The sequence below is a fragment of the Streptomyces sp. NBC_01261 genome, assembly GCF_036226385.1.
Classification (GTDB): Bacteria; Actinomycetota; Actinomycetes; order Streptomycetales; family Streptomycetaceae; genus Streptomyces.
Genome location: NZ_CP108463.1, coordinates 8,817,831 through 8,836,778, shown reverse-complemented (window position 1 = coordinate 8,836,778; position 18,948 = coordinate 8,817,831). Strand labels below are relative to the sequence as shown.

Annotated in this window: 16 protein-coding genes; 1 reads left to right on the top strand and 15 read right to left on the bottom strand. The window is 70.6% G+C overall.

What is annotated here, in order from left to right:
• Nucleotides 1-46: 46 nt before the first annotated feature.
• The 15 genes from OG226_RS39410 to pgsA all read right to left on the bottom strand — a co-directional run bounded on the left by OG226_RS39410 (nucleotide 47) and on the right by pgsA (nucleotide 16,279).
• Entirely contained in the window at nucleotides 47-2,590 is a 2,544-nt protein-coding gene (locus tag OG226_RS39410) for a RelA/SpoT family protein (RefSeq protein WP_328684500.1), read from the bottom strand.
• 952 nt (nucleotides 2,591-3,542) lie between these two features.
• Nucleotides 3,543-4,082: an adenine phosphoribosyltransferase gene (locus OG226_RS39405; protein WP_328684499.1), complete on the bottom strand. Its 540-nt coding sequence runs from the start codon at nucleotides 4,080-4,082 to the stop codon at nucleotides 3,543-3,545.
• A complete protein-coding gene (gene secF / locus OG226_RS39400; RefSeq protein ID WP_328684498.1) occupies nucleotides 4,079-5,203 on the bottom strand; it encodes a protein translocase subunit SecF in 1,125 nt (374 codons plus the stop codon). Before secF ends, OG226_RS39405 begins: the two co-directional genes overlap by 4 nt.
• Nucleotide 5,204: 1 nt before the next feature.
• Nucleotides 5,205-6,971, bottom strand: coding sequence for a protein translocase subunit SecD (gene secD, locus OG226_RS39395; protein WP_329351613.1), 1,767 nt, complete (start codon nucleotides 6,969-6,971; stop codon nucleotides 5,205-5,207).
• Nucleotides 6,972-7,111: 140 nt separating this feature from the next.
• Nucleotides 7,112-7,618 (bottom strand): preprotein translocase subunit YajC, encoded by a 507-nt coding sequence (yajC, locus tag OG226_RS39390; RefSeq protein WP_328684496.1) that lies wholly within the window; start codon nucleotides 7,616-7,618, stop codon nucleotides 7,112-7,114.
• 165 nt (nucleotides 7,619-7,783) lie between these two features.
• A complete protein-coding gene (ruvB, locus tag OG226_RS39385; RefSeq protein ID WP_329351611.1) occupies nucleotides 7,784-8,854 on the bottom strand; it encodes a Holliday junction branch migration DNA helicase RuvB in 1,071 nt (356 codons plus the stop codon).
• An 11-nt stretch (nucleotides 8,855-8,865) separates the two neighbouring features.
• Nucleotides 8,866-9,474, bottom strand: a complete 609-nt coding sequence (gene ruvA / locus OG226_RS39380) for a Holliday junction branch migration protein RuvA (protein ID WP_328684494.1) — start codon at nucleotides 9,472-9,474, stop codon at nucleotides 8,866-8,868.
• On the bottom strand, nucleotides 9,471-10,082 hold the full coding sequence (gene ruvC / locus OG226_RS39375; protein ID WP_328684493.1) for a crossover junction endodeoxyribonuclease RuvC: 612 nt from the start codon (nucleotides 10,080-10,082) through the stop codon (nucleotides 9,471-9,473). The genes ruvA and ruvC overlap by 4 nt, the downstream gene beginning before the upstream one ends.
• A 150-nt stretch (nucleotides 10,083-10,232) precedes the next feature.
• Nucleotides 10,233-10,985, bottom strand: a complete 753-nt coding sequence (locus OG226_RS39370; protein ID WP_329351610.1) for a YebC/PmpR family DNA-binding transcriptional regulator — start codon at nucleotides 10,983-10,985, stop codon at nucleotides 10,233-10,235.
• Between the two features lie 51 nt (nucleotides 10,986-11,036).
• Nucleotides 11,037-11,651: a pyridoxal 5'-phosphate synthase glutaminase subunit PdxT gene (pdxT, locus tag OG226_RS39365; protein ID WP_328684491.1), complete on the bottom strand. Its 615-nt coding sequence runs from the start codon at nucleotides 11,649-11,651 to the stop codon at nucleotides 11,037-11,039.
• 6 nt (nucleotides 11,652-11,657) lie between these two features.
• On the bottom strand, nucleotides 11,658-12,569 hold the full coding sequence (pdxS, locus tag OG226_RS39360) for a pyridoxal 5'-phosphate synthase lyase subunit PdxS (protein ID WP_328684490.1): 912 nt from the start codon (nucleotides 12,567-12,569) through the stop codon (nucleotides 11,658-11,660).
• Nucleotides 12,570-12,760: 191 nt separating this feature from the next.
• A complete protein-coding gene (locus OG226_RS39355; protein WP_328684489.1) occupies nucleotides 12,761-13,303 on the bottom strand; it encodes a hypothetical protein in 543 nt (180 codons plus the stop codon).
• A gap of 173 nt (nucleotides 13,304-13,476) precedes the next feature.
• Complete coding sequence (locus OG226_RS39350) at nucleotides 13,477-14,637, bottom strand: glycosyltransferase family 4 protein (RefSeq protein ID WP_328684488.1); 1,161 nt, start codon at nucleotides 14,635-14,637, stop codon at nucleotides 13,477-13,479.
• Nucleotides 14,634-15,545: a phosphatidylinositol mannoside acyltransferase gene (locus OG226_RS39345; RefSeq protein WP_329351608.1), complete on the bottom strand. Its 912-nt coding sequence runs from the start codon at nucleotides 15,543-15,545 to the stop codon at nucleotides 14,634-14,636. The genes OG226_RS39350 and OG226_RS39345 overlap by 4 nt, the downstream gene beginning before the upstream one ends.
• Complete coding sequence (gene pgsA, locus OG226_RS39340; protein WP_266878583.1) at nucleotides 15,542-16,279, bottom strand: phosphatidylinositol phosphate synthase; 738 nt, start codon at nucleotides 16,277-16,279, stop codon at nucleotides 15,542-15,544. The genes OG226_RS39345 and pgsA overlap by 4 nt, the downstream gene beginning before the upstream one ends.
• 232 nt (nucleotides 16,280-16,511) lie before the next feature.
• Here pgsA and OG226_RS39335 point away from each other — a divergent pair, with 232 nt between their 5' ends.
• Nucleotides 16,512-18,710, top strand: a complete 2,199-nt coding sequence (locus tag OG226_RS39335) for an elongation factor G-like protein EF-G2 (RefSeq protein WP_329351606.1) — start codon at nucleotides 16,512-16,514, stop codon at nucleotides 18,708-18,710.
• The last annotated feature ends 238 nt before the right edge of the window (nucleotides 18,711-18,948 follow it).

The window sequence follows — 18,948 nt, the reverse complement described above, 5'->3', positions numbered from 1 at the left end:
AAGGGGCTCCCGTACGCACCGTACGGGAGCCCCTTCCGCGTATGCCCTACGTCTTGTTGCGCGCCGACGTCACGCGGTAGACGTCGTAGACCCCCTCGACGCCCCTGACGGCCTTCAGGACGTGGCCCAGGTGCTTGGGGTCGCCCATCTCGAAGGTGAAGCGGGAGGTGGCGACGCGGTCGCGGGAGGTCTGGACGGCCGCGGAGAGGATGTTGACGTGCTGGTCGGACAGGACGCGGGTGACGTCCGAGAGGAGCCGGGAGCGGTCCAGGGCCTCTACCTGGATGGCGACCAGGAAGACCGAGGACTGGGTGGGCGCCCACTCGACTTCCAGGATGCGCTCGGGCTCGCGGGACAGTGACTCCACGTTGACGCAGTCGCTGCGGTGAACCGACACACCGCTGCCCCGCGTGACGAAGCCGATGATGGGGTCGCCGGGGACGGGCGTACAACAGCGGGCCAGTTTGACCCACACGTCGTCGACGCCCTTGACGACGACACCCGGGTCGGCGTTCGACCGGCGCTTGCGCCCCCGGCCGTGCGCCGGCGGCACGCTCTCGTCGATCTCCTCGGTGGCCGCCTCCTCGCCGCCGAGCGCCTGCACCAGCTTCTGTACGACGTTCTGCGCGGCGACATGGCCCTCGCCGATCGCCGCGTACAGCGAGGAGATGTCCGGGTAGCGCATCTCGTGCGCGAGCGTGACGAGGGAGTCGCCGGTGAGGATGCGCTGGATCGGCAGGTTCTGTTTGCGCATCGCGCGGGCGATGGCGTCCTTGCCCTGCTCGATCGCCTCGTCACGGCGCTCCTTGGAGAACCAGGCTCTGATCTTGTTGCGGGCGCGCGGCGACTTCACGAAGCCGAGCCAGTCTCGGGAGGGGCCCGCGCCGGGTGCCTTGGAGGTGAAGACCTCCACCAAGTCGCCGTTGTCCAGGGTGGATTCGAGCGGTACGAGCCGCCCGTTGACCCGTGCTCCTATGGTCCGGTGGCCGACCTCGGTGTGCACCGCGTACGAGAAGTCCACCGGGGTGGCGCCCGCCGGCAGCGCTATCACGTCGCCCTTCGGCGTGAAGACGAAGACCTCGTTGCGGGACAGGTCGAAGCGCAGGGACTCCAGGAACTCGCCCGGGTCCTCGGTCTCCTTCTGCCAGTCGAGCAACTGGCGCAGCCACGCCATGTCGTTGAGGTGGTCGTCCTTGCCCGTGGTCCGGGGCGTCTCCGCGCGCACCTTGGAGGTGCCGGCGACGGCCTCCTGCTTGTACTTCCAGTGCGCGGCGATGCCGTACTCCGCGCGGCGGTGCATGTCGAACGTGCGGATCTGGAGCTCGACGGGCTTGCCGTTGGGGCCGATTACGGTGGTGTGCAGCGACTGGTACATGTTGAACTTGGGCATCGCGATGTAGTCCTTGAACCGGCCGGGGACCGGGTTCCATCGCGCGTGCACGGTGCCGAGGGCGGCGTAGCAGTCGCGGACGGTGTCCACGAGGACGCGGATGCCCACCAGGTCGTAGATCTCCGCGAAGTCGCGGCCGCGGACGATCATCTTCTGGTACACGCTGTAGTAGTGCTTCGGGCGGCCGGTGACGGTCGCCTTGATGCGGGCGGCGCGCAGGTCGGTCTGGACCTCGTCGGTCACTATGGCCAGGTACTCGTCACGCTTCGGTGCCCGCTCGGCCACCAGCCGGACGATCTCGTCGTACATCTTGGGGTAGAGGATCGCGAAGGCGAGGTCCTCCAGTTCCCACTTGATGGTGTTCATGCCCAGGCGGTGGGCGAGCGGCGCGTAGATCTCCAGGGTCTCGCGCGCCTTCTTCTCCTGCTTCTCGCGCTTGAGGTAGCGCATGGTGCGCATGTTGTGCAGGCGGTCGGCGAGCTTGATGACCAGGACGCGCGGGTCCTTGGCCATCGCGACGACCATCTTGCGCACGGTCTCGGCCTGCGCGGCCTCGCCGAACTTGACCTTGTCGAGCTTGGTGACGCCGTCGACGAGGAGGGCGACGGAGTCGCCGAAGTCGCGGCGGAGCTGGTCGAGGCCGTACTCGGTGTCCTCGACGGTGTCGTGCAGCAGGCCGGCCATCAACGTGGCCGGGTCCATGCCGAGTTCGGCGAGGATCGTCGTCACGGCCAGCGGGTGCGTGATGTACGGGTCGCCGCTCTTGCGCTTCTGGCCGCGGTGCCAGCGCTCGGCGACCTGGTAGGCGCTCTCGACCTGGCGGAGGGTGGCCGTCTCGATCTTCGGGTCGTTGCTGCGCACTATCCGCAGCAGGGGCTCCAGGACCGGGTTGTACGGGTTGGAGCGCTGGACGCCGAGGCGGGCCAGGCGGGCGCGGACGCGGTTGGAGGAGCCCCCGCCGGTGCGTGCGGGCTGGCCTGCCGTGGGACGGGGCGCGGGAGGGGTGGCCGCCGGGACCTCGGCCTGAGCAGGCTTCGGGCGCGCGGGCTCGGCCGCCTTGTCGGCGGGCGCCGACCGGTCGTGCTCCGCCGCCGGGCGCGGTTCGGCCGGTGCGGTGCTCGCGCTCGTGGCGGGTTCCGCCGCGGGGCCCGGGGTGGGCTCGGGCTTGGCGGCGGTCAGGGGCTGGGCCTCGTCTGCCAAGAGGACTCCTCGTGCGCGATCCGGGTCCCCAGATCAGGCTCCGGAGTGCCCATGGTAGCGATCCCGGGCTCCGGACTCGCCTTCAGGCCGCTGTGAGGGCCGTCTACGGATGAAACGCGAGGGGCTGCCCCAGGATTCCGCCGGACGGCTCCGGGGCGATCAGAGGGTGTCCTGCGGGTGACGGAGCGGGGACTGGCGGGGACAGCGCCGCGCTCCGGGCGGGCTCCTGTGCCGGCGTCCGGGCGCTAGCTTGGGCTGCGGTACCGGAGCACGGGGAGGACCGGCGCGGCAACGTCTGCGCTGCGCCGTCGGACCGCCCGGTCCCCCCAGGGCGATCTGAGGATGCGCTGCGGGTAACGGAGCAGGGACCGGCCGCCGACAGCTCCGCACTCCGGGCAGACCCCCGTGCCGGCGTCCGGGCGCCGACGCGGGCTGCGGTACCGGAGCACGAGGAGGACCGGCGCGGCAACGTCTGCGCTGCGCCATCGGACCGCCCGGTCCCTCCAGGGCGATCTGAGGATGCGCTGCGGGTGACGGAGCTGGGGCCGGCCGCCGACAGCTCCGCACTCCGGGCGGACTCCCGTGCCGGTGTCCGGGCGCCGACGCGGGCTGCGGTACCGGCGCACGGGGAGGACCGGCGCGACAAGGGCTGCGCTGCGCGGGCAGGCCACCCGGTCCCCCCAGGGCGATCTGAGGATGTGCTGCGGGTGACGGGGCAGGGACTGGCCGCCAGCAGCGCCGCGCTCCGGTACCCACGCGCCGGTACCGGCGGCACCGGAAGAGCCGGCGCCACAAGGTCCGCGATGCGCTGTGGCCGCCTGCCCGGGTCTGAGGTGCGATCGCGTTCCGTACGGCCGTCGCCGTGCGAGCGTTCCCACTCGGCCGCCACTACGGGAACGGCCGTCCCGGTGAGACCGGGACGGCCGTTCGTCGTGAACATCTGCTGACCTGCTCACAGCTTGAGCAGTGCCTCCAGGGGAGCGCCTTGGAGGGTCGGCTCCAGCCTTGCCCGGCCGCCGAGGAAGCCCAGCTCCATGAGGACGGCGACGCCCGCGATCTCGGCGCCCGCCCTGCGGATCAGCTGGAGGGACGCCTCGGCGGTGCCGCCGGTGGCCAGGACGTCGTCGACGACCAGGACGCGGTCACCGGCGCTCAGGTCCTCGGCGTGCACCTCGATCTCGGCGGAGCCGTACTCCAGGTCGTACGCCTGGCTGAGGGTCGCTCCGGGGAGCTTGCCCGCCTTGCGCACGGGGATGAAGCCGACGCCCGCGCGGACGGCCACCGGGGCGCCGAGGATGAAGCCGCGGGCCTCCAGGCCCACGACCTTCGTCGCACCGGTGCTCACGACGATCTCGGCGAGCGCGTCCGTGAGCGCCGTGAACGCCGCCGGGTCCGCCAGGAGCGGGGTGATGTCCTTGAACATCACCCCCGGCTCCGGGTAGTCCGCCACATCGCGGATACGGCTGAGCAGCAACTCCTGGATGTCGGTCATCGACGCTTCCCCGAGGGACGCCCACGGCCGCGGTTGCGGGACGCCGGCTGGGTGCGCGGGCCGACGACGGCTGCCGCGTCCTCGGGGTCGTCGTCGTAGTCGTCGTCCGCGTGGTCGGTGACCTGGGACTCCACCGGCTCGCCCTGCGCGGCGGCCTGGGCGCGCTTGGCGAGAACGCGCTTCTTGAGCGCCTTCATCTGCGGCTCGGCCTCCTTGAGGTCGGCGACGAGCGGCGTGGCGATGAAGATCGAGGAGTACGCACCGGCCGCGAGGCCGACGAACAGCGACAGCGAGATGTCGTTGAGCACACCCGCGCCGAGGAAGCCGCCACCGATGAACAGCAGGGCCCCGACCGGCAGCAGCGCGACGACCGTGGTGTTGATGGAACGCACCAGGGTGCCGTTGATCGACCGGTTGGCGATGTCGCTGTAGGTCCACCGGGTCTGCTTGGTGATGTCCTTGGTCTGCTCCTTGAGGCTGTCGAAGACGACGACCGTGTCGTAGAGCGAGTAACCGAGGATGGTCAGCAGACCGATCACCGTGCCGGGCGTGACCTCGAAGCCGACGAGGGCGTAGATCCCGATGGTGATGGTGATGTCGTGGATCAGGGCGACGAGCGCGGCCAGGGCCATGCGCCACTCGAAGGCGATCGCCAGATAGATCACGACCAGCACCATGAAGATCGCCAGGCCCTCCCAGGCCTTGTTGGCGACCTGGTCACCCCAGCTGGGACCGACCAGGTCCGCGGCGATGTTCTCGGAGCTGACGTCGAGGTCCTTCGCCAGCTTCGTCTTGATGCTGTCGGACTTGTCGGTGTCGATGCCCGCGATCTGGATGCGCAGACTGCCGTCGCCGAGCTTCTGGACGACCGCGTCGTGGCCCGAGGCGTCCTCGGCGTACTTCTCGGCCTGGGTCACCGAGGCACTCATGTGCTTCGGCGTGGTGAAGGCGGCGCCGCCCTGGAACTCGATGCCCATGTTCAGGCCGCGCACCGTCAGGCCGAGGATGGCCGTGATGGTGATCAGGATCGAGATGCCGTACCAGATCTTGCGATTGCCGACGAAGTCGTACCCGACCTCGCCACGGTGCAGTCGGGCGCCGAGGTTGCCGAGCTTCGACATCTCACGCCTCCTTCGGGTCGACGGGGGCGGAGGGGCGGCGGGTGCGGCGCAGCGGCGGCTTGGCGCCCAGCGCCTTCGGGTCGATGCCGGACCACTTGTGGCCGTCGGCGAAGAACTTCCTGCGGGCGAGGATGGTCATCAACGGCTTGGTGAAGAAGAAGACGACGACCACGTCGAGCACGGTGGTCAGACCGAGCGTGAACGCGAAGCCCTGGACCTTGCCGACGGTGACGATGAACAGCACCGCGGCGGCGAGGAACGACACGAAGTCGGAGACCAGGATGGTGCGCCGGGCACGGGGCCAGGCCCGCTCGACGGACGGACGCAGCGAGCGGCCCTCGCGGATCTCGTCCCGGATGCGTTCGAAGAACACGATGAACGAGTCCGCGGTGATACCGATCGCGACGATCGCGCCGCAGACGGCCGGCAGGTTCAGCGCGAAGCCGATGCCCGGGCCGAGCAGCGCCATGATCACGTAGGTGAGGATCGCGGAGACCAGCAGCGAGGGGATCGCGATGACCGACAGACCGCGGTAGAAGATCAGCAGGTAGATGACGACCAGCGCGAGGCCGATCGCGCCCGCGATCAGACCGGCGTGCAGCTGCTCACCGCCGAGGGCCGCGGTCACCGTGGTGACGCTGTCCTCCTTGAAGGTCAGCGGCAGGGCGCCGTACGACAGCATGTTGGCGAGGCTCTGGGCCTCTTCCTGGGTGAAGCTGCCGGAGATCTCCGCGCTGCCGCCGGTGATCGACGAGCTGACGGACGGGCTGGAGACGACCTGGCCGTCGAGGACGATGCCGAACTCGTTCTGCGGGGCGGTGTTCTTCGCCAGTTCACCGGTGACCTTGGCGAACTTGTCGCCGCCCTTGCCGGTGAAGTCCATGGTGACCTGCCAGCCGGCGGCGGTCGTCGTGTTCAGGACGGCCGCGGCCTTCTTGACGTCGGTACCGTCCACGGCGGCGGGGCCGAGCACGTACTTGTACCAGACGCCCGAGACCTGACCGCAGGCCACGGTCGCGTCGCCGGCCTTGGCGGTCTTGCCGGCGGTGTTCTGGACCGACTTCTTGGAGCAGTCGAGCGCGGTGTACTGGGCCTCCAGCTTGGCGGCAGCCGCGCTGGCGGCGGCGCTGCTGTCCGCCGACGGGGTGGCGCTGGCCGAGGCGCTGGGGCTCGCGGACGAGGTGGAGTCGGCCTTCAGCGCGTCGCTGGCGGCACGGCCCTGAGAGGTGGCGGTGGCCGTCGGGGTCGCGGAGCCGGTCTTCGACGAGGAAGCGCTCGCCTTGGAGCTGGGCGTGCTCGACGGGCTGCTGGAGGCGCTGCCGGACCCGCTCGGTGACGGGCTCGCCGTCGCGGCGCCCGTGGAGGCCTCGGTGGCCAGGACCGGGCGGAAGTACAGCTTGGCGGTCGTACCGACCTGCTGCCGCGCCTCCTCCGAGTTCGTGCCCTTGGGGATGTTGACGATGATGTTCCTGGAGCCCTGGGTCTGGACCTCGGCCTCCGAGACACCAAGACCATTGACACGGCGGTTCATGATGTCGACCGCGGTGTCCATGTTGGTCTTGTTGATCGACGATGCCTCGCCGGGCTGGGCCACCGCCCGCAGCGTGATGCTCGTGCCGCCGGCCAGGTCGATGCCGAGACGCGGAGTGTTGTGCCCGGATGCGAACATGCCACCGGTGAGCGCCACGATGGCGATCAGGATGAGGGCCAGCGAGCGCCACGGCTTGCTCTGGGCGCTCGCGCTGCGGCCCCTCTTAGGTGCTGCCACCTTCTCGTACTCCCTCTCGGGCCGCTCCACGCCGGGTCAGCGCGGCTACGGCCATGACATGGTGTCGGGATCCCGTGCGAGCGACGCACGTACCGGGTGCGCGGGGCGCGAGCGGGTCGCGCCGCGCTCCCGGGACGTTACTACTTCGCGTCGGTGTCGCCGTCGGTCTTCTTCGGCTCTTCTTCCGTCTTCGCCTCGGCGGGCTTCGCCGGCTCCTCGGTGGCGTCGGCCGGCTCGTCGGCCGCGTCCTTCTTGCCGAGGTCGATGGGCTTGTCGTCGGAAGAGTCGGCGGCGGGCTCGTCGGTGTCGGTGAGGGAGGAGGCGTCGTCCGGGACGATGTCGGCGTCGTCCTTCAGGTCGTGCTCGATGCCGTGGACGATGCGGTTGTACTCGTCGTCGGTGAGGACGGCGCCGATCGCGTTCTTCGCGAAGAGAAGTTCGATGCCCGGGCCGGCGTCGAGGAGAACCGTCTCCTCGTTGACTTCCTTGACCGTCGCGTACACGCCCCCGATCGTGCGGACGCCGGTGCCGGGCTGCATGTCACTACGCATCGACGCGGCCGCCTGCTGCTTGCGCTTGGCGGAGCGGGTCATCAGGAACATGGCCCCGATGAGCACGATGAACGGGAGGAGGGTCACGATATTCACGGGACGGAATTTCCTTCGCACGACCGCGGCGGTGAGCGGCCTGGTGGATGGGGGTGGTCGGCGCCGCCCACAAAGGCGGCATCGGCGGAGTCTAAGCGAGTCCACGCTGATGGAACAACGCTCAGCATGGCACCGGGGTTCCTGACCCGGCCAGTGCCCCCGCTGTCACGCCCCGAACAGGTCCCCTTGTCCGTTTCCCCCGGTTGACGCGCGGGGCGGGGTGAGGCCGAGATGCGCCCACGCGGCCGGGGTGGCGACGCGTCCGCGCGGGGTGCGGGCGAGCAGTCCCTCGCGTACGAGGAAGGGTTCGGCGACCTCTTCGACGGTCTCGCGCTCCTCCCCCACGGCGACGGCGAGGGTGGAGAGGCCGACCGGTCCGCCGCCGAAGAGCTTGAGCAGGGCTTCGAGGACACCGCGGTCGAGCCGGTCGAGGCCGCGGTCGTCGACCTCGTAGACCTTGAGGGCGGCTCCGGCGATGTCCTGGGTGATGAATCCGTCGGCCTTGACCTGGGCGTAGTCCCGGACGCGGCGCAGCAGCCGGTTGGCGATGCGGGGGGTGCCGCGGGAGCGGCCGGCGATCTCGGCGGCACCGGCGGGGTCGATCTCCACGTCGAGGAGGTTCGCCGAGCGGTGGATGACGCGCTCCAGCTCGGTGGGCTCGTAGAACTCCATGTGCGCGGTGAAGCCGAAGCGGTCGCGCAGCGGGGGTGGCAGCAGTCCCGCGCGCGTGGTGGCGCCGACCAGGGTGAACGGCGGCAGTTCGAGCGGGATCGCGGTGGCGCCGGGGCCCTTGCCGACGATGACGTCGACGCGGAAGTCCTCCATCGCCATGTAGAGCATCTCTTCGGCGGGCCGGGACATGCGGTGGATCTCGTCGAGGAAGAGGACCTCGCCCTCCTGGAGGGAGGAGAGGATCGCGGCGAGGTCGCCGGCGTGCTGGATGGCGGGGCCGCTGGTGATGCGGATCGGGGCCTCCATCTCGGCCGCGATGATCATCGACAGGGTGGTCTTCCCGAGGCCGGGGGCGCCGGAGAGCAGCACGTGGTCGGCGGTGGCGCCACGCGCGCGTGCGGCGCGCAGCACCAGGTCGAGCTGCTCGCGGACCTTCTCCTGGCCGATGAACTCGCCCAGGTCCTTGGGGCGCAGGGCGGCCTCGACGGCCTGGTCCTCGCGGTCCGCGACCGAGCCCACCAGCCGCTCGGCGGCGGTCTCGTCGGTCGTGTCGTCCCAGTTCACTGACGGTTCTCCTAGCGGGCGCGGTTCAGGGTCTGCAGGGCCGCCTTCAGCAACTGCCCCACCTGCGGCGTGCCCTCGGCGGCCTCGGCCTGCGGTGCTACGGCGGCCACGGCCTCGTCGGCCTCACGGGTGGCGTACCCGAGGCCGATGAGGGCGGCGTGCAGCTGATCGCGCCAGCCGCTGGTGACCGGGGCGCCGATCGCCGGGGCGGACCCCACCGGGGCGCCGAGCCGGTCCTTGAACTCCAACAGCAGCTTCTGGGCGCCCTTCTTGCCGATGCCCGGGACCGCCATGAGCGCCTTCTCGTCCCCGGCGGCCACCGCCCGGCGCAGCGCGTCCGGGGTGTGCACGGCGAGCATCGCCTGTGCGAGCCGGGGGCCGACACCGGTCGCGGTCTGGAGCAGCTCGAAGATCTGGCGTTCGTCGTCGTCCACGAAGCCGTACAGGGTGAGCGAGTCCTCGCGGACGACGAGGGAGGTGGCGAGCTTGGCCGGCTTGCCGAGGCGGAGCGTGGACAGCGTGTTCGGCGTGCACTGGATGGCCATGCCGACACCGCCGACCTCGACGACGGCGGCGTCGGGGGCGAGTGCGGCGACCGTGCCACTGACGAAGGCGATCATGCGGTACGGCCTTTCGATGCGTGCGGGGTCTTCGGTGCTTGCGGGGCTTGCGGTGCTTTGCGTGCGCCGGCCGCGTGTTGGGCGACCGCCTGTTGCAACCGGTTCTGGGCGACGGCCTGTTGGAGGCGGTTGGTCGCGGGGCCGCGCCAGATGTGACAGATGGCGAGGGCGAGGGCGTCGGCCGCGTCGGCGGGCTTCGGGGGCGCGTCGAGCCGGAGGAGCCGGGTGACCATGGCGCCGACCTGGGCCTTGTCGGCGCGGCCGTTGCCGGTGACGGCGGCCTTGACCTCGCTGGGAGTGTGCAGGGCGACGGGGATGCCGCGGCGGGCGGCACAGAGCATCGCCACGGCGCTGGCCTGGGCGGTGCCCATCACCGTGCGCACGTTGTGCTGGCTGAACACCCGCTCCACGGCAACGAATTCGGGCCGGTGTTCGTCCAGCCACGCCTCGATGCCCTGCTCGATGGCGACGAGGCGCAGCCCCAACTCGGCGTCCGCCGGGGTCCGTACGACACCGACGCCGATCATCGTGAGCGGCCGGCCCGCGACGCCCTCGACCACTCCGACACCGCATCGGGTCAGTCCGGGGTCGACACCCAGTACCCGCACTCCCAACCCCCCTCGTTCGATCTCCCCCAGCTTCACCGGGGGACCCCCAGTTTGTGCAGGCTATCGGGTGTCACTGACAAAGCGACGGGCCGACGGGGTGTGTCCCGTCGGCCCGTTGAACCGCTTGTTCGACTTCAGCTCGCGGCAGCGCTACGCGTCGACCTTCTCCATGACCTCGTCGTTGACGTCGAAGTTGGCGAAGACGTTCTGCACGTCGTCGCTGTCCTCCAGCGCGTCGATCAGCTTGAAGATCTTGCGGGCGCCGTCCTCGTCGAGCTCGACCTGCATGGTCGGGACGAAGTTGGCGTCGGCGGAGTCGTAGTCGATGCCGGCGTCCTGGAGCGCGGTGCGGACCGCGACCAGGTCGGTGGCCTCGGAGATGACCTCGAAGGACTCACCGAGGTCGTTGACCTCCTCGGCGCCCGCGTCGAGCACGGCACCGAGGACGTCGTCCTCGCCCAGCTCGCCCTTGGGGACGATCACGACACCCTTGCGGTGGAACAGGTACGAGACGGAGCCGGGGTCGGCCATGTTCCCGCCGTTGCGGGTCATGGCGACGCGCACGTCCGAGGCGGCGCGGTTGCGGTTGTCGGTGAGGCACTCGATGAGCACCGCGACACCGTTCGGGCCGTAACCCTCGTACATGATCGTCTCGTAGTCGGCGCCACCGGCTTCGAGACCGGCGCCGCGCTTGACCGCGGAGTCGATGTTCTTGTTCGGGACCGAGCTCTTCTTGGCCTTCTGGATGGCGTCGAACAGCGTCGGGTTGCCGGACACGTCGGCGCCGCCGGTCCGGGCCGCGACCTCGATGTTCTTGATCATCTTCGCGAAGAGCTTGCCGCGCTTGGCATCGATCACGGCCTTCTTGTGCTTCGTCGTAGCCCATTTAGAGTGGCCGGACATCTGCCTGTCTCCTTCGCGTAACCCAACTCTTTACGAACCCCAGAGATCCTACTAGGACCCCGGAGCCAGGTTCGCGCGCACCATGTCGACGAACAGGGAGTGCACGCGGTGGTCGCCGGTCAGTTCCGGGTGGAACGACGTGGCGAGCGCGTTGCCCTGGCGGACCGCGACGATGTGGCCCTCGTGTTCGGCGAGGACCTCGGTCTCGGCACCGACGGACTCGACCCAGGGGGCGCGGATGAAGACGCCCTCCACAGGATCGCCCTCGATGCCCCGGACGTCGACAGCCGCTTCGAAGGACTCGTTCTGACGTCCGAAGGCGTTGCGGCGCACGATCATGTCGATGCCGCCGATCGTCTCCTGGCCCGAGCGCGGGTCGAGGATCTTGTCGGCGAGCATGATCAGGCCGGCGCAGGTGCCGTAGACGGGCATACCGGCACGCACGCGTGCGCGCAGCGGATCCATCACTCCGAAGAGGACGGCCAGCTTGGAGATGGTGGTCGACTCACCCCCGGGGATGACGAGACCGTCCACCTCGGCGAGTTCCTCGGGGCGCCTGACCTGCCTGGCCACGGCGTCGGCCGCGGCCAGGGCGATCAGGTGCTCCCGTACGTCGCCCTGGAGGGCCAGGACGCCGATGACAGGGGCTGAAGAAACATCCGCCATGGGTGGTTACCAGCCGCGGTTGGCGTAGCGCTCGGACTCGGGGAGCGTGTCGCAGTTGATGCCGACCATGGCCTCGCCGAGGTTGCGGGACGCGTCCGCGATGATCTTCGGGTCGTCGTAGAAGGTGGTCGCCTTCACGATGGCGGCTGCGCGCTTGGCCGGGTCGCCGGACTTGAAGATGCCGGAGCCGACGAAGACGCCCTCGGCGCCGAGCTGGCGCATCAGCGCGGCGTCGGCGGGGGTGGCGACGCCACCGGCGGAGAACAGCACGACCGGGAGCTTGCCCAGCTCGGCGACCTCGCGCACGATCTCGTACGGGGCGCGCAGCTCCTTGGCGGCGGCGTACAGCTCGTTGTTGTCGAAGCCGCGCAGCTTGGCGATCTCGTTCTTGATCTGGCGCAGGTGGCGGACCGCCTCGACGACGTTGCCGGTGCCGGCCTCGCCCTTGGAGCGGATCATCGCGGCGCCCTCGGCGATGCGGCGCAGGGCCTCGCCCAGGTTGGTGGCACCGCAGACGAAGGGGGTCGTGAAGGCCCACTTGTCGGAGTGGTTGACCTCGTCGGCCGGGGTGAGGACCTCGGACTCGTCGATGTAGTCGACGCCGAGGGACTGCAGGACCTGGGCCTCGACGAAGTGGCCGATGCGGGACTTGGCCATGACCGGGATGGAGACCGCCTCGATGATCTCCTCGATCATCGTCGGGTCGGACATCCGGGCCACGCCGCCGTCCTTGCGGATGTCGGCGGGGACCCGCTCCAGGGCCATGACGGCCACGGCACCGGCGTCCTCGGCGATCTTCGCCTGCTCGGCGTTGACCACGTCCATGATCACACCGCCCTTGAGCTGCTCGGCCATGCCGCGCTTCACGCGCGCGGTGCCGGTCTCGGGAGTCTGGGCGGAGCTGGGGGTGCTGGACACGGGGTGACCTCACTCGGTGAAAGAGGGTTGCTGCAGTACCGAGGAAACGTCAGAGATGCAGGCCACAGCAAGGGCCAATGGGTAGGCGGTGGATCGTTTTCGAACCGCTGTACCTACGGCTGTGCCCCACGGTCGTGTCCTGGGGCCATGTCCTACGGCCCGGTTCTGCGGCTGGGTTCTGCGGCTGTTCTCTACGCGGCCCGGTCCACCAGCGCTGCCGGTGGCTCGTCGTCCATCTCGAAGGCCATCGGGAAGGGCGCGTGTCCGGCCAGCCGGAACCAGCGGACCTTGCGGTGCCGGCGCAGGGCGCGGGCGGCGCGTACCGCGTCGTTGTGGAAGCGCCGGGCCATGGGCACCCGCCGTACCGCCTCGGTGAGTTCGCGGGCCGCCGCCTCTCCCCCGGGTGCCTCGCGGACGCCCTCGACCTGCGGAGCCTCCGCGAAGACGGCGCGCAGGGCCTGGCTCAACTCGCTCTCGGCGACCTCCCGTTGCTCCTCCTCGGCCTGCCGGGCGGCGTGCGCGGCCTCGTAGAGGACGATCGAGGCGGCCGGGTCGAGGACGCCGGAGGTGGCCAGTTCCTGGGTCACCGAGGCGCGGCGCAGCAGTTGGGCGTCGAGTGCCGCGCGGGCCGCGTCGATCCGGGCGTGCAGCCGGTCGAGCCGTCCCGCGGTCCAGCTCAGGTACAGGCCGATCGCGACGACGGCGACGAGGATCCAGATCAGGGTTGCGGTCACGGGCGGCAAGCCTACGGGGCCGTTCCACTCGGGTTGACCGGGATTCGTGCGGGGGGTTGGTGTGGGCGTTGTGGGGGCTGCCGCCCCCACGCCCCCGCTTCGGCCTGGACGGCCTCGTCCTCAAACGCCGGACGGGCTGGATGTACCAGCCCGTATCAAGAAGTTGCCGCTCCTCAGTCCCGCGCCAAGCCGAACCTCGCCCGGAGGCCGGTGCGTTCGTCGGTGGCGACCGCTGCGGCACCTGCGGTCACCGTTTCGTAGACCGACAGGATGTCCGCGCCGACCGTCGACCAGTCGAAGCGGCGTACGTGGGCGCTTCCGCTCCGTCGCAGCTCCGCCAGGCGTACGGGGTCGCCCAGGAGTCGTACGGCCGCGTCGGCGAGGGCGTCCGCGTCCTCGTTGGGGAACAGTTCGCCGGCGACGCCCTGGTCGAGGACCTGGGCGAAGGCGGGGAGGTCGGAGGCGAGGACCGGGGCGCCCGCCGACATGGCCTCCACGAGGATGATGCCGAAGCTCTCGCCGCCGGTGTTGGGGGCTACGTAGAGGTCGATGCTGCGCAGGAAGCGGGCCTTGTCGTCGTCGCTGATCATGCCGAGGAACTCGACGCGTGAACGCAGTTCCTTGGGGAGCGATTCGACGGCCTCCTCCTCGTCGCCGCGGCCGGCCACCAGGAGCCGGGCTTTCGGGCGCTCGGCGAGGATCTTCGGGAGGGCGTTCATCAGCACCGGGAGGCCCTTGCGGGGCTCGTCGATGCGCCCTATGAAGCCGATGGTCTCGCCCTGCCACTCCGACTTGGGTTCGGCGCGGGCGAAGAAGTCGACGTCGACGCCGTTCGGGATGACGACCGCGTCGCCGCCGAGGTGTTCGACGAGCGTGCGGCGGGCGTACTCGCTCACGGCGATGCGCGCGCTGATCTTCTCCAGGGCCGCCTGAAGGATGGCGTACGCGGCGATCATCGCGCGGGAGCGCGGGTTCGAGGTGTGGAAGGTGGCGACGATCGGGCCCTGCGCCGCCCAGCAGGCGAGCAGGCCGAGGGACGGCGAGGTCGGTTCGTGGATGTGGATGACGTCGAACTCGCCGTCGTGCAGCCAGCGTCGGACCCGGGCGGCGGACAGGAAGCCGAAGTTCAGGCGGGCCACCGAGCCGTTGTACGGCACCGGGACCGCGCGGCCGGCCGAGACGACGTACGGCGGCAGCGGGGTGTCGTCGTCGGCCGGGGCCAGGACGGAGACCTCGTGGCCGAGCCGGATGAAGTACTCGGCGAGGTCTCTGATGTGGAACTGGACGCCGCCCGGGACGTCCCAGGAGTAGGGGCAGACGATGCCGATCCTCACGCGGGCCCCTTCGTGGGGTCGAGATCCGCGAGCCACAAGCGCTGCAGCATGTGCCAGTCCTCCGGGTGGTCGGCGATGCCGGTGGCGAAAGCGTCTGCCAGCGCCTGTGTGATGACAGACGTCTTCTCGGCCCGGTCACCTGACTCGGGTACCTCGACCGGCGGGTGGACCCGGCCCTTCATGACCGGTGAGTCGTCGTACCAGAGGGTCACGGGGAGCAGGAGTGCGCCGGTCTGCTGGGCCAGGAGGGCCGGGCCCGCGGGCATACGGGTGGGCTCGCCGAAGAACTTGACCTCGACGCCTGAGGCGGACAGGTCGCGTTCGGCGACCAGGCAGACCAGGCCGCCGTCGCGCAGACGGCGGGCCAGGGTGCCGAAGGCGGTGCCGCCGCTGTGCGGGAGGACCTCCATGCCGAGGCCCTCGCGGTAGGCGACGAAGCGGTCGTAGAGCGTCTCCGGCTTGAGGCGTTCGGCCACCGTGGTGAACGGGGTCTCCAGCTTGGTGGTGACCCAGGCGCCGGCGAGGTCCCAGTTGGCCATGTGGGGCAGCGCGAGGATGACACCGCGGTCGGAGGCGATGCCGTCGGTGAGGTGGTGGACGTCCTTGGGGTCGAAGCCCCCCTTCACGCGCTCGGCACTCCAGGCGGGGAGCCGGAAGGACTCCATCCAGTAGCGCAGGTACGACCGCATGCCCGCGCGCGAGAGCTCGGCGAGCCGCTCGGGGCTCGCGTCGGGCACCACGCGCGCGTAGTTGCTCTCCAGTCGCCGTACGCCCTTGCCTCGCCGCTTCCAGGCGAGGTCGGCGACGGTGCGGCCGAGCCGGACGGCGGCCGGCTCGGGGAGCTTCTTGACGGCGCTCCAGCCGAGGCCGTAGAGCGCGTCCGTCAGCCGCTCCTGGGCACCGCTCACGGAGTCGCTCCGCTGCTGTGCTGCTCCGGGGCCTCCTGGGCCGCCGTGGCGTCGGCCTCGGCGGCCTCCCGGCGGACCGTGACGACGCGCTGGATCAGCGTGACCAGGCTGCCGACGGCGACGATCCACAGGGCGATGGGCAGCAGCCACTGGATGCCCGGGACGCCGAACTTGTGCAGACCGGCGAGGCCGCACGCCACGAGTGAGATCACGAGCCGCTCGGCCCGCTCGACCAGGCCGTTGACGGCGACGGGCAGGCCGATCGACTCGCCGCGCGCCTTGGTGTACGACACCACCTGGCCGCTGGCCAGGCAGAAGATCGAGACGGCGCACAGGGCGATGTTGTCGCCGCCGCCCGCGTACCAGAGGGCCAGGCCGCCGAAGACCGCGCTGTCGGCCACCCGGTCGAGCGTGGAGTCCAGGAAGGCGCCCCAGCGGCTGGAGCGGCCCAGCTGGCGGGCCATGTTGCCGTCGACGAGGTCCGAGAACACGAACAGCGTGATCACGACCGTGCCCCAGAAGAACTCGCCCATGGGATAGAAGACCAGCGCGCCCGCGACCACTCCGGCGGTGCCGAGGAGGGTGACCGTGTCGGGGCTGACGCCCCGGCGGATCAGAAACGCGGCGAACGGCGTGAGGACACGCGTGAAGAATGCACGCGCGTACTTGTTCAGCATGGCCTTCCCGAGGGTCGGTGTCGCCGCGCGGCCCCTGCTGGCCACCGGCTGGCCCATCGTAGCCACGCGCGCGCGTGGGCGACGGCCGGGCACCCGCGTGCCCATGTTCTGAATGGCTGCAGCACGACGCGATGCCATCGGTGTCAGGGCCGGATCGCGTCCCGTGTATGGACGCACCGTGACCGGAGTGGAAAGCTCGAACCACCGCGGGCGTCATCGGAGCCGCCACCGCACGCGGCTGCGTGTGTCCGCGCCCACAGTGACCTCACCGTGTACGGGAGGCAAGGCCATGGGCGACAAGGCGAACGCACACCCCGGAGCCGCCGGCAGGGCTACAGCGGCCGACCACCCCGCGTCCGTACGGAATGTGGTGCTGGTCGGCCACTCCGGATCGGGCAAGACGACTCTGGTGGAGGCCCTCGCGCTGACCGCGGGGGCGGTGAACCGGGCGGGCCGCGTGGAGGACGGCGGCACCGTCTCCGACTACGACGAGATCGAGCACCGGCAGCAGCGCTCGGTGCAGCTCTCCCTGGTGCCCGTCGACTGGGACGGGTACAAGGTCAATCTTCTCGACACCCCCGGGTACGCCGATTTCGTCGGCGAGTTGAGGGCCGGTCTGCGAGCGGCGGACGCGGCCCTCTTCGTCGTCTCGGCCTCCGACGGGGTGGAGGGCTCGACCCGCATGGTGTGGGAGGAGTGCGCGGCGGTCGGCATGCCGCGCGCCATCGTCATCACGCATCTGGAGTCCGCGCGCGCGGACTTCGAGGCGATGACCCGCACCTGCGCGGCGGTCTTCGGCGCGGACGACCCCGACGCCGTGCTCCCCCTGTATCTGCCGCTGCACGGCGCGCCGGGGCCGGACGGGCACGCGCCCGTGTCCGGTCTGGTCGGGCTGCTGTCGCAGAAGGTGTTCGACTACGCGTCCGGCGAGCGCAAGGAGTCGGAGCCCGGGCCCGACCAGTTGCCGCGGATCGAGGAGGCCCGCAACCGGCTCATCGAGGGGATCATCGCGGAGAGCGAGGACGAGACCCTCATGGACCGCTATCTCGGCGGCGAGGAGATCGACGTCACGACGCTGATCGGCGACCTGGAGCGGGCCGTGGCGCGTGGGGTCTTCTTCCCCGTCCTGGCGGCCGCTCCCGCCGCCGAGGGCGCCCGGCAGGGTCTCGGCACGGTCGAGCTGCTGGAGCTGGTCACAGGCGGCTTCCCGACCCCGCTGGAGCGCGCGGCGCCCGGGGTCACCACGGTCGACGGCAGGGCGCGGGAGCTCAAGCCGTGCGACCCGAACGGGCCGCTGGTCGCCGAGGTCGTGAAGACCGCCTCCGACCCGTACGTCGGCCGCGTCTCCCTGGTGCGCGTCTTCTCCGGGACGCTACGGCCCGACGCGACCGTCCACGTCTCCGGGCACGGGCTCGCCGACCGCGGGCACGAGGACCACGACGTCGACGAACGCGTCGGCGCCCTGTCCGCGCCCTTCGGGAAGCAGCAACGGGCGCTCACGCACTGCATCGCGGGCGACCTCGCGTGCGTGGCGAAGCTGGGCCGCGCGGAGACCGGGGACACGCTTTCGGCCAAGGACGACCCGCTGCTGATGGAGCCCTGGGAGATGCCCGACCCGTTGCTGCCGCTCGCCATCCAGGCGCACAGCAAGGCCGACGAGGACAAGCTCTCGCAGGGCCTGAGCAGGCTCGTCGCCGAGGACCCGACCATGCGCCTGGAGCAGAACCAGGACACCCACCAGGTCGTCCTGTGGTGCCTCGGCGAGGCCCACGCGGACGTCGCCCTGGAGCGGCTGCGCAGCCGCTACGGCGTCCAGGTCGACCTGGTGCCGCACAAGGTCTCCCTACGGGAGACGTTCGCGGCCAAGGCGCAGGGACGCGGCCGGCACGTCAAACAGTCCGGCGGGCACGGGCAGTTCGCGATCTGCGAGATCGAGGTCGAGCCGCTGCCGGGCGGCACGGGCATCGAGTTCGTGGACAAGGTGATCGGCGGCGCGGTGCCGCGGCAGTTCATCCCGTCGGTGGAGAAGGGCGTAAGGGCCCAGGCGGCAAGGGGAGTTGCGGCCGGCCATCCCCTTCTCGACGTACGGATCACGCTCCTGGACGGCAAGGCGCACTCGGTGGACTCCTCGGACGCCGCGTTCCAGACGGCCGGCGCGCTGGCGCTGCGGGAGGCCGCGGTCGACGCGAAGATCCATCTCCTGGAACCGGTGGCCGAGGTGACCGTGCTGGTCGGCGACGACTACGTGGGCGCCGTGATGAGCGACCTGTCCGGACGGCGCGGCCGGGTGCTCGGCACCGAACAGACGACCGGCGCGCGCACACTGATCCGCGCCGAGGTACCGGAGATCGAGATCGGCCGCTACGCCGTGGACCTCCGCTCCCTCTCGCACGGCACCGCACGCTTCAACCGCAGTTACGCCCGGCACGAACCGATGCCTCCGCAGATCGCCGAACGGATTCGCGAAGAAGCGGGCGACGCCCCGTAGTTCGAGGAACTTCGGTGTCGGCGCCGCGAGTGAGCCGTAGGGGCGCGCCGGTGTCGAGAGGCCGAGCGCGCGGGGGCCCGCAGGGCTGAGCGCGGTCGGGCTCCCGACACCGGCTGAGAGCGCTCCGAAGGCGAACGAGCCAAAAAAGGAGGGGCTTCCGCCGTCCGCCGACGAATGTCAGTGGCTGCCGATACGCTGATGACCTGATCAACAGGTGTGCGGAGCACGGAAGTCGGGA

Bases quoted from the DNA above. Each gene is read 5' to 3' on its own strand.
- OG226_RS39405 (WP_328684499.1), bottom strand. From the start codon at position 4,082: ATGACCGACATCCAGGAGTTGCTGCTCAGCCGTATCCGCGATGTGGCG.
- secF (WP_328684498.1), bottom strand. From the start codon at position 5,203: ATGTCGAAGCTCGGCAACCTCGGCGCCCGACTGCACCGTGGCGAGGTC.
- ruvA (WP_328684494.1), bottom strand. From the start codon at position 9,474: ATGATCGCCTTCGTCAGTGGCACGGTCGCCGCACTCGCCCCCGACGCC.
- OG226_RS39370 (WP_329351610.1), bottom strand. From the start codon at position 10,985: ATGTCCGGCCACTCTAAATGGGCTACGACGAAGCACAAGAAGGCCGTG.
- pdxT (WP_328684491.1), bottom strand. From the start codon at position 11,651: ATGGCGGATGTTTCTTCAGCCCCTGTCATCGGCGTCCTGGCCCTCCAG.
- pgsA (WP_266878583.1), bottom strand. From the start codon at position 16,279: ATGGGCCAGCCGGTGGCCAGCAGGGGCCGCGCGGCGACACCGACCCTC.
- OG226_RS39335 (WP_329351606.1), top strand. From the start codon at position 16,512: ATGGGCGACAAGGCGAACGCACACCCCGGAGCCGCCGGCAGGGCTACA.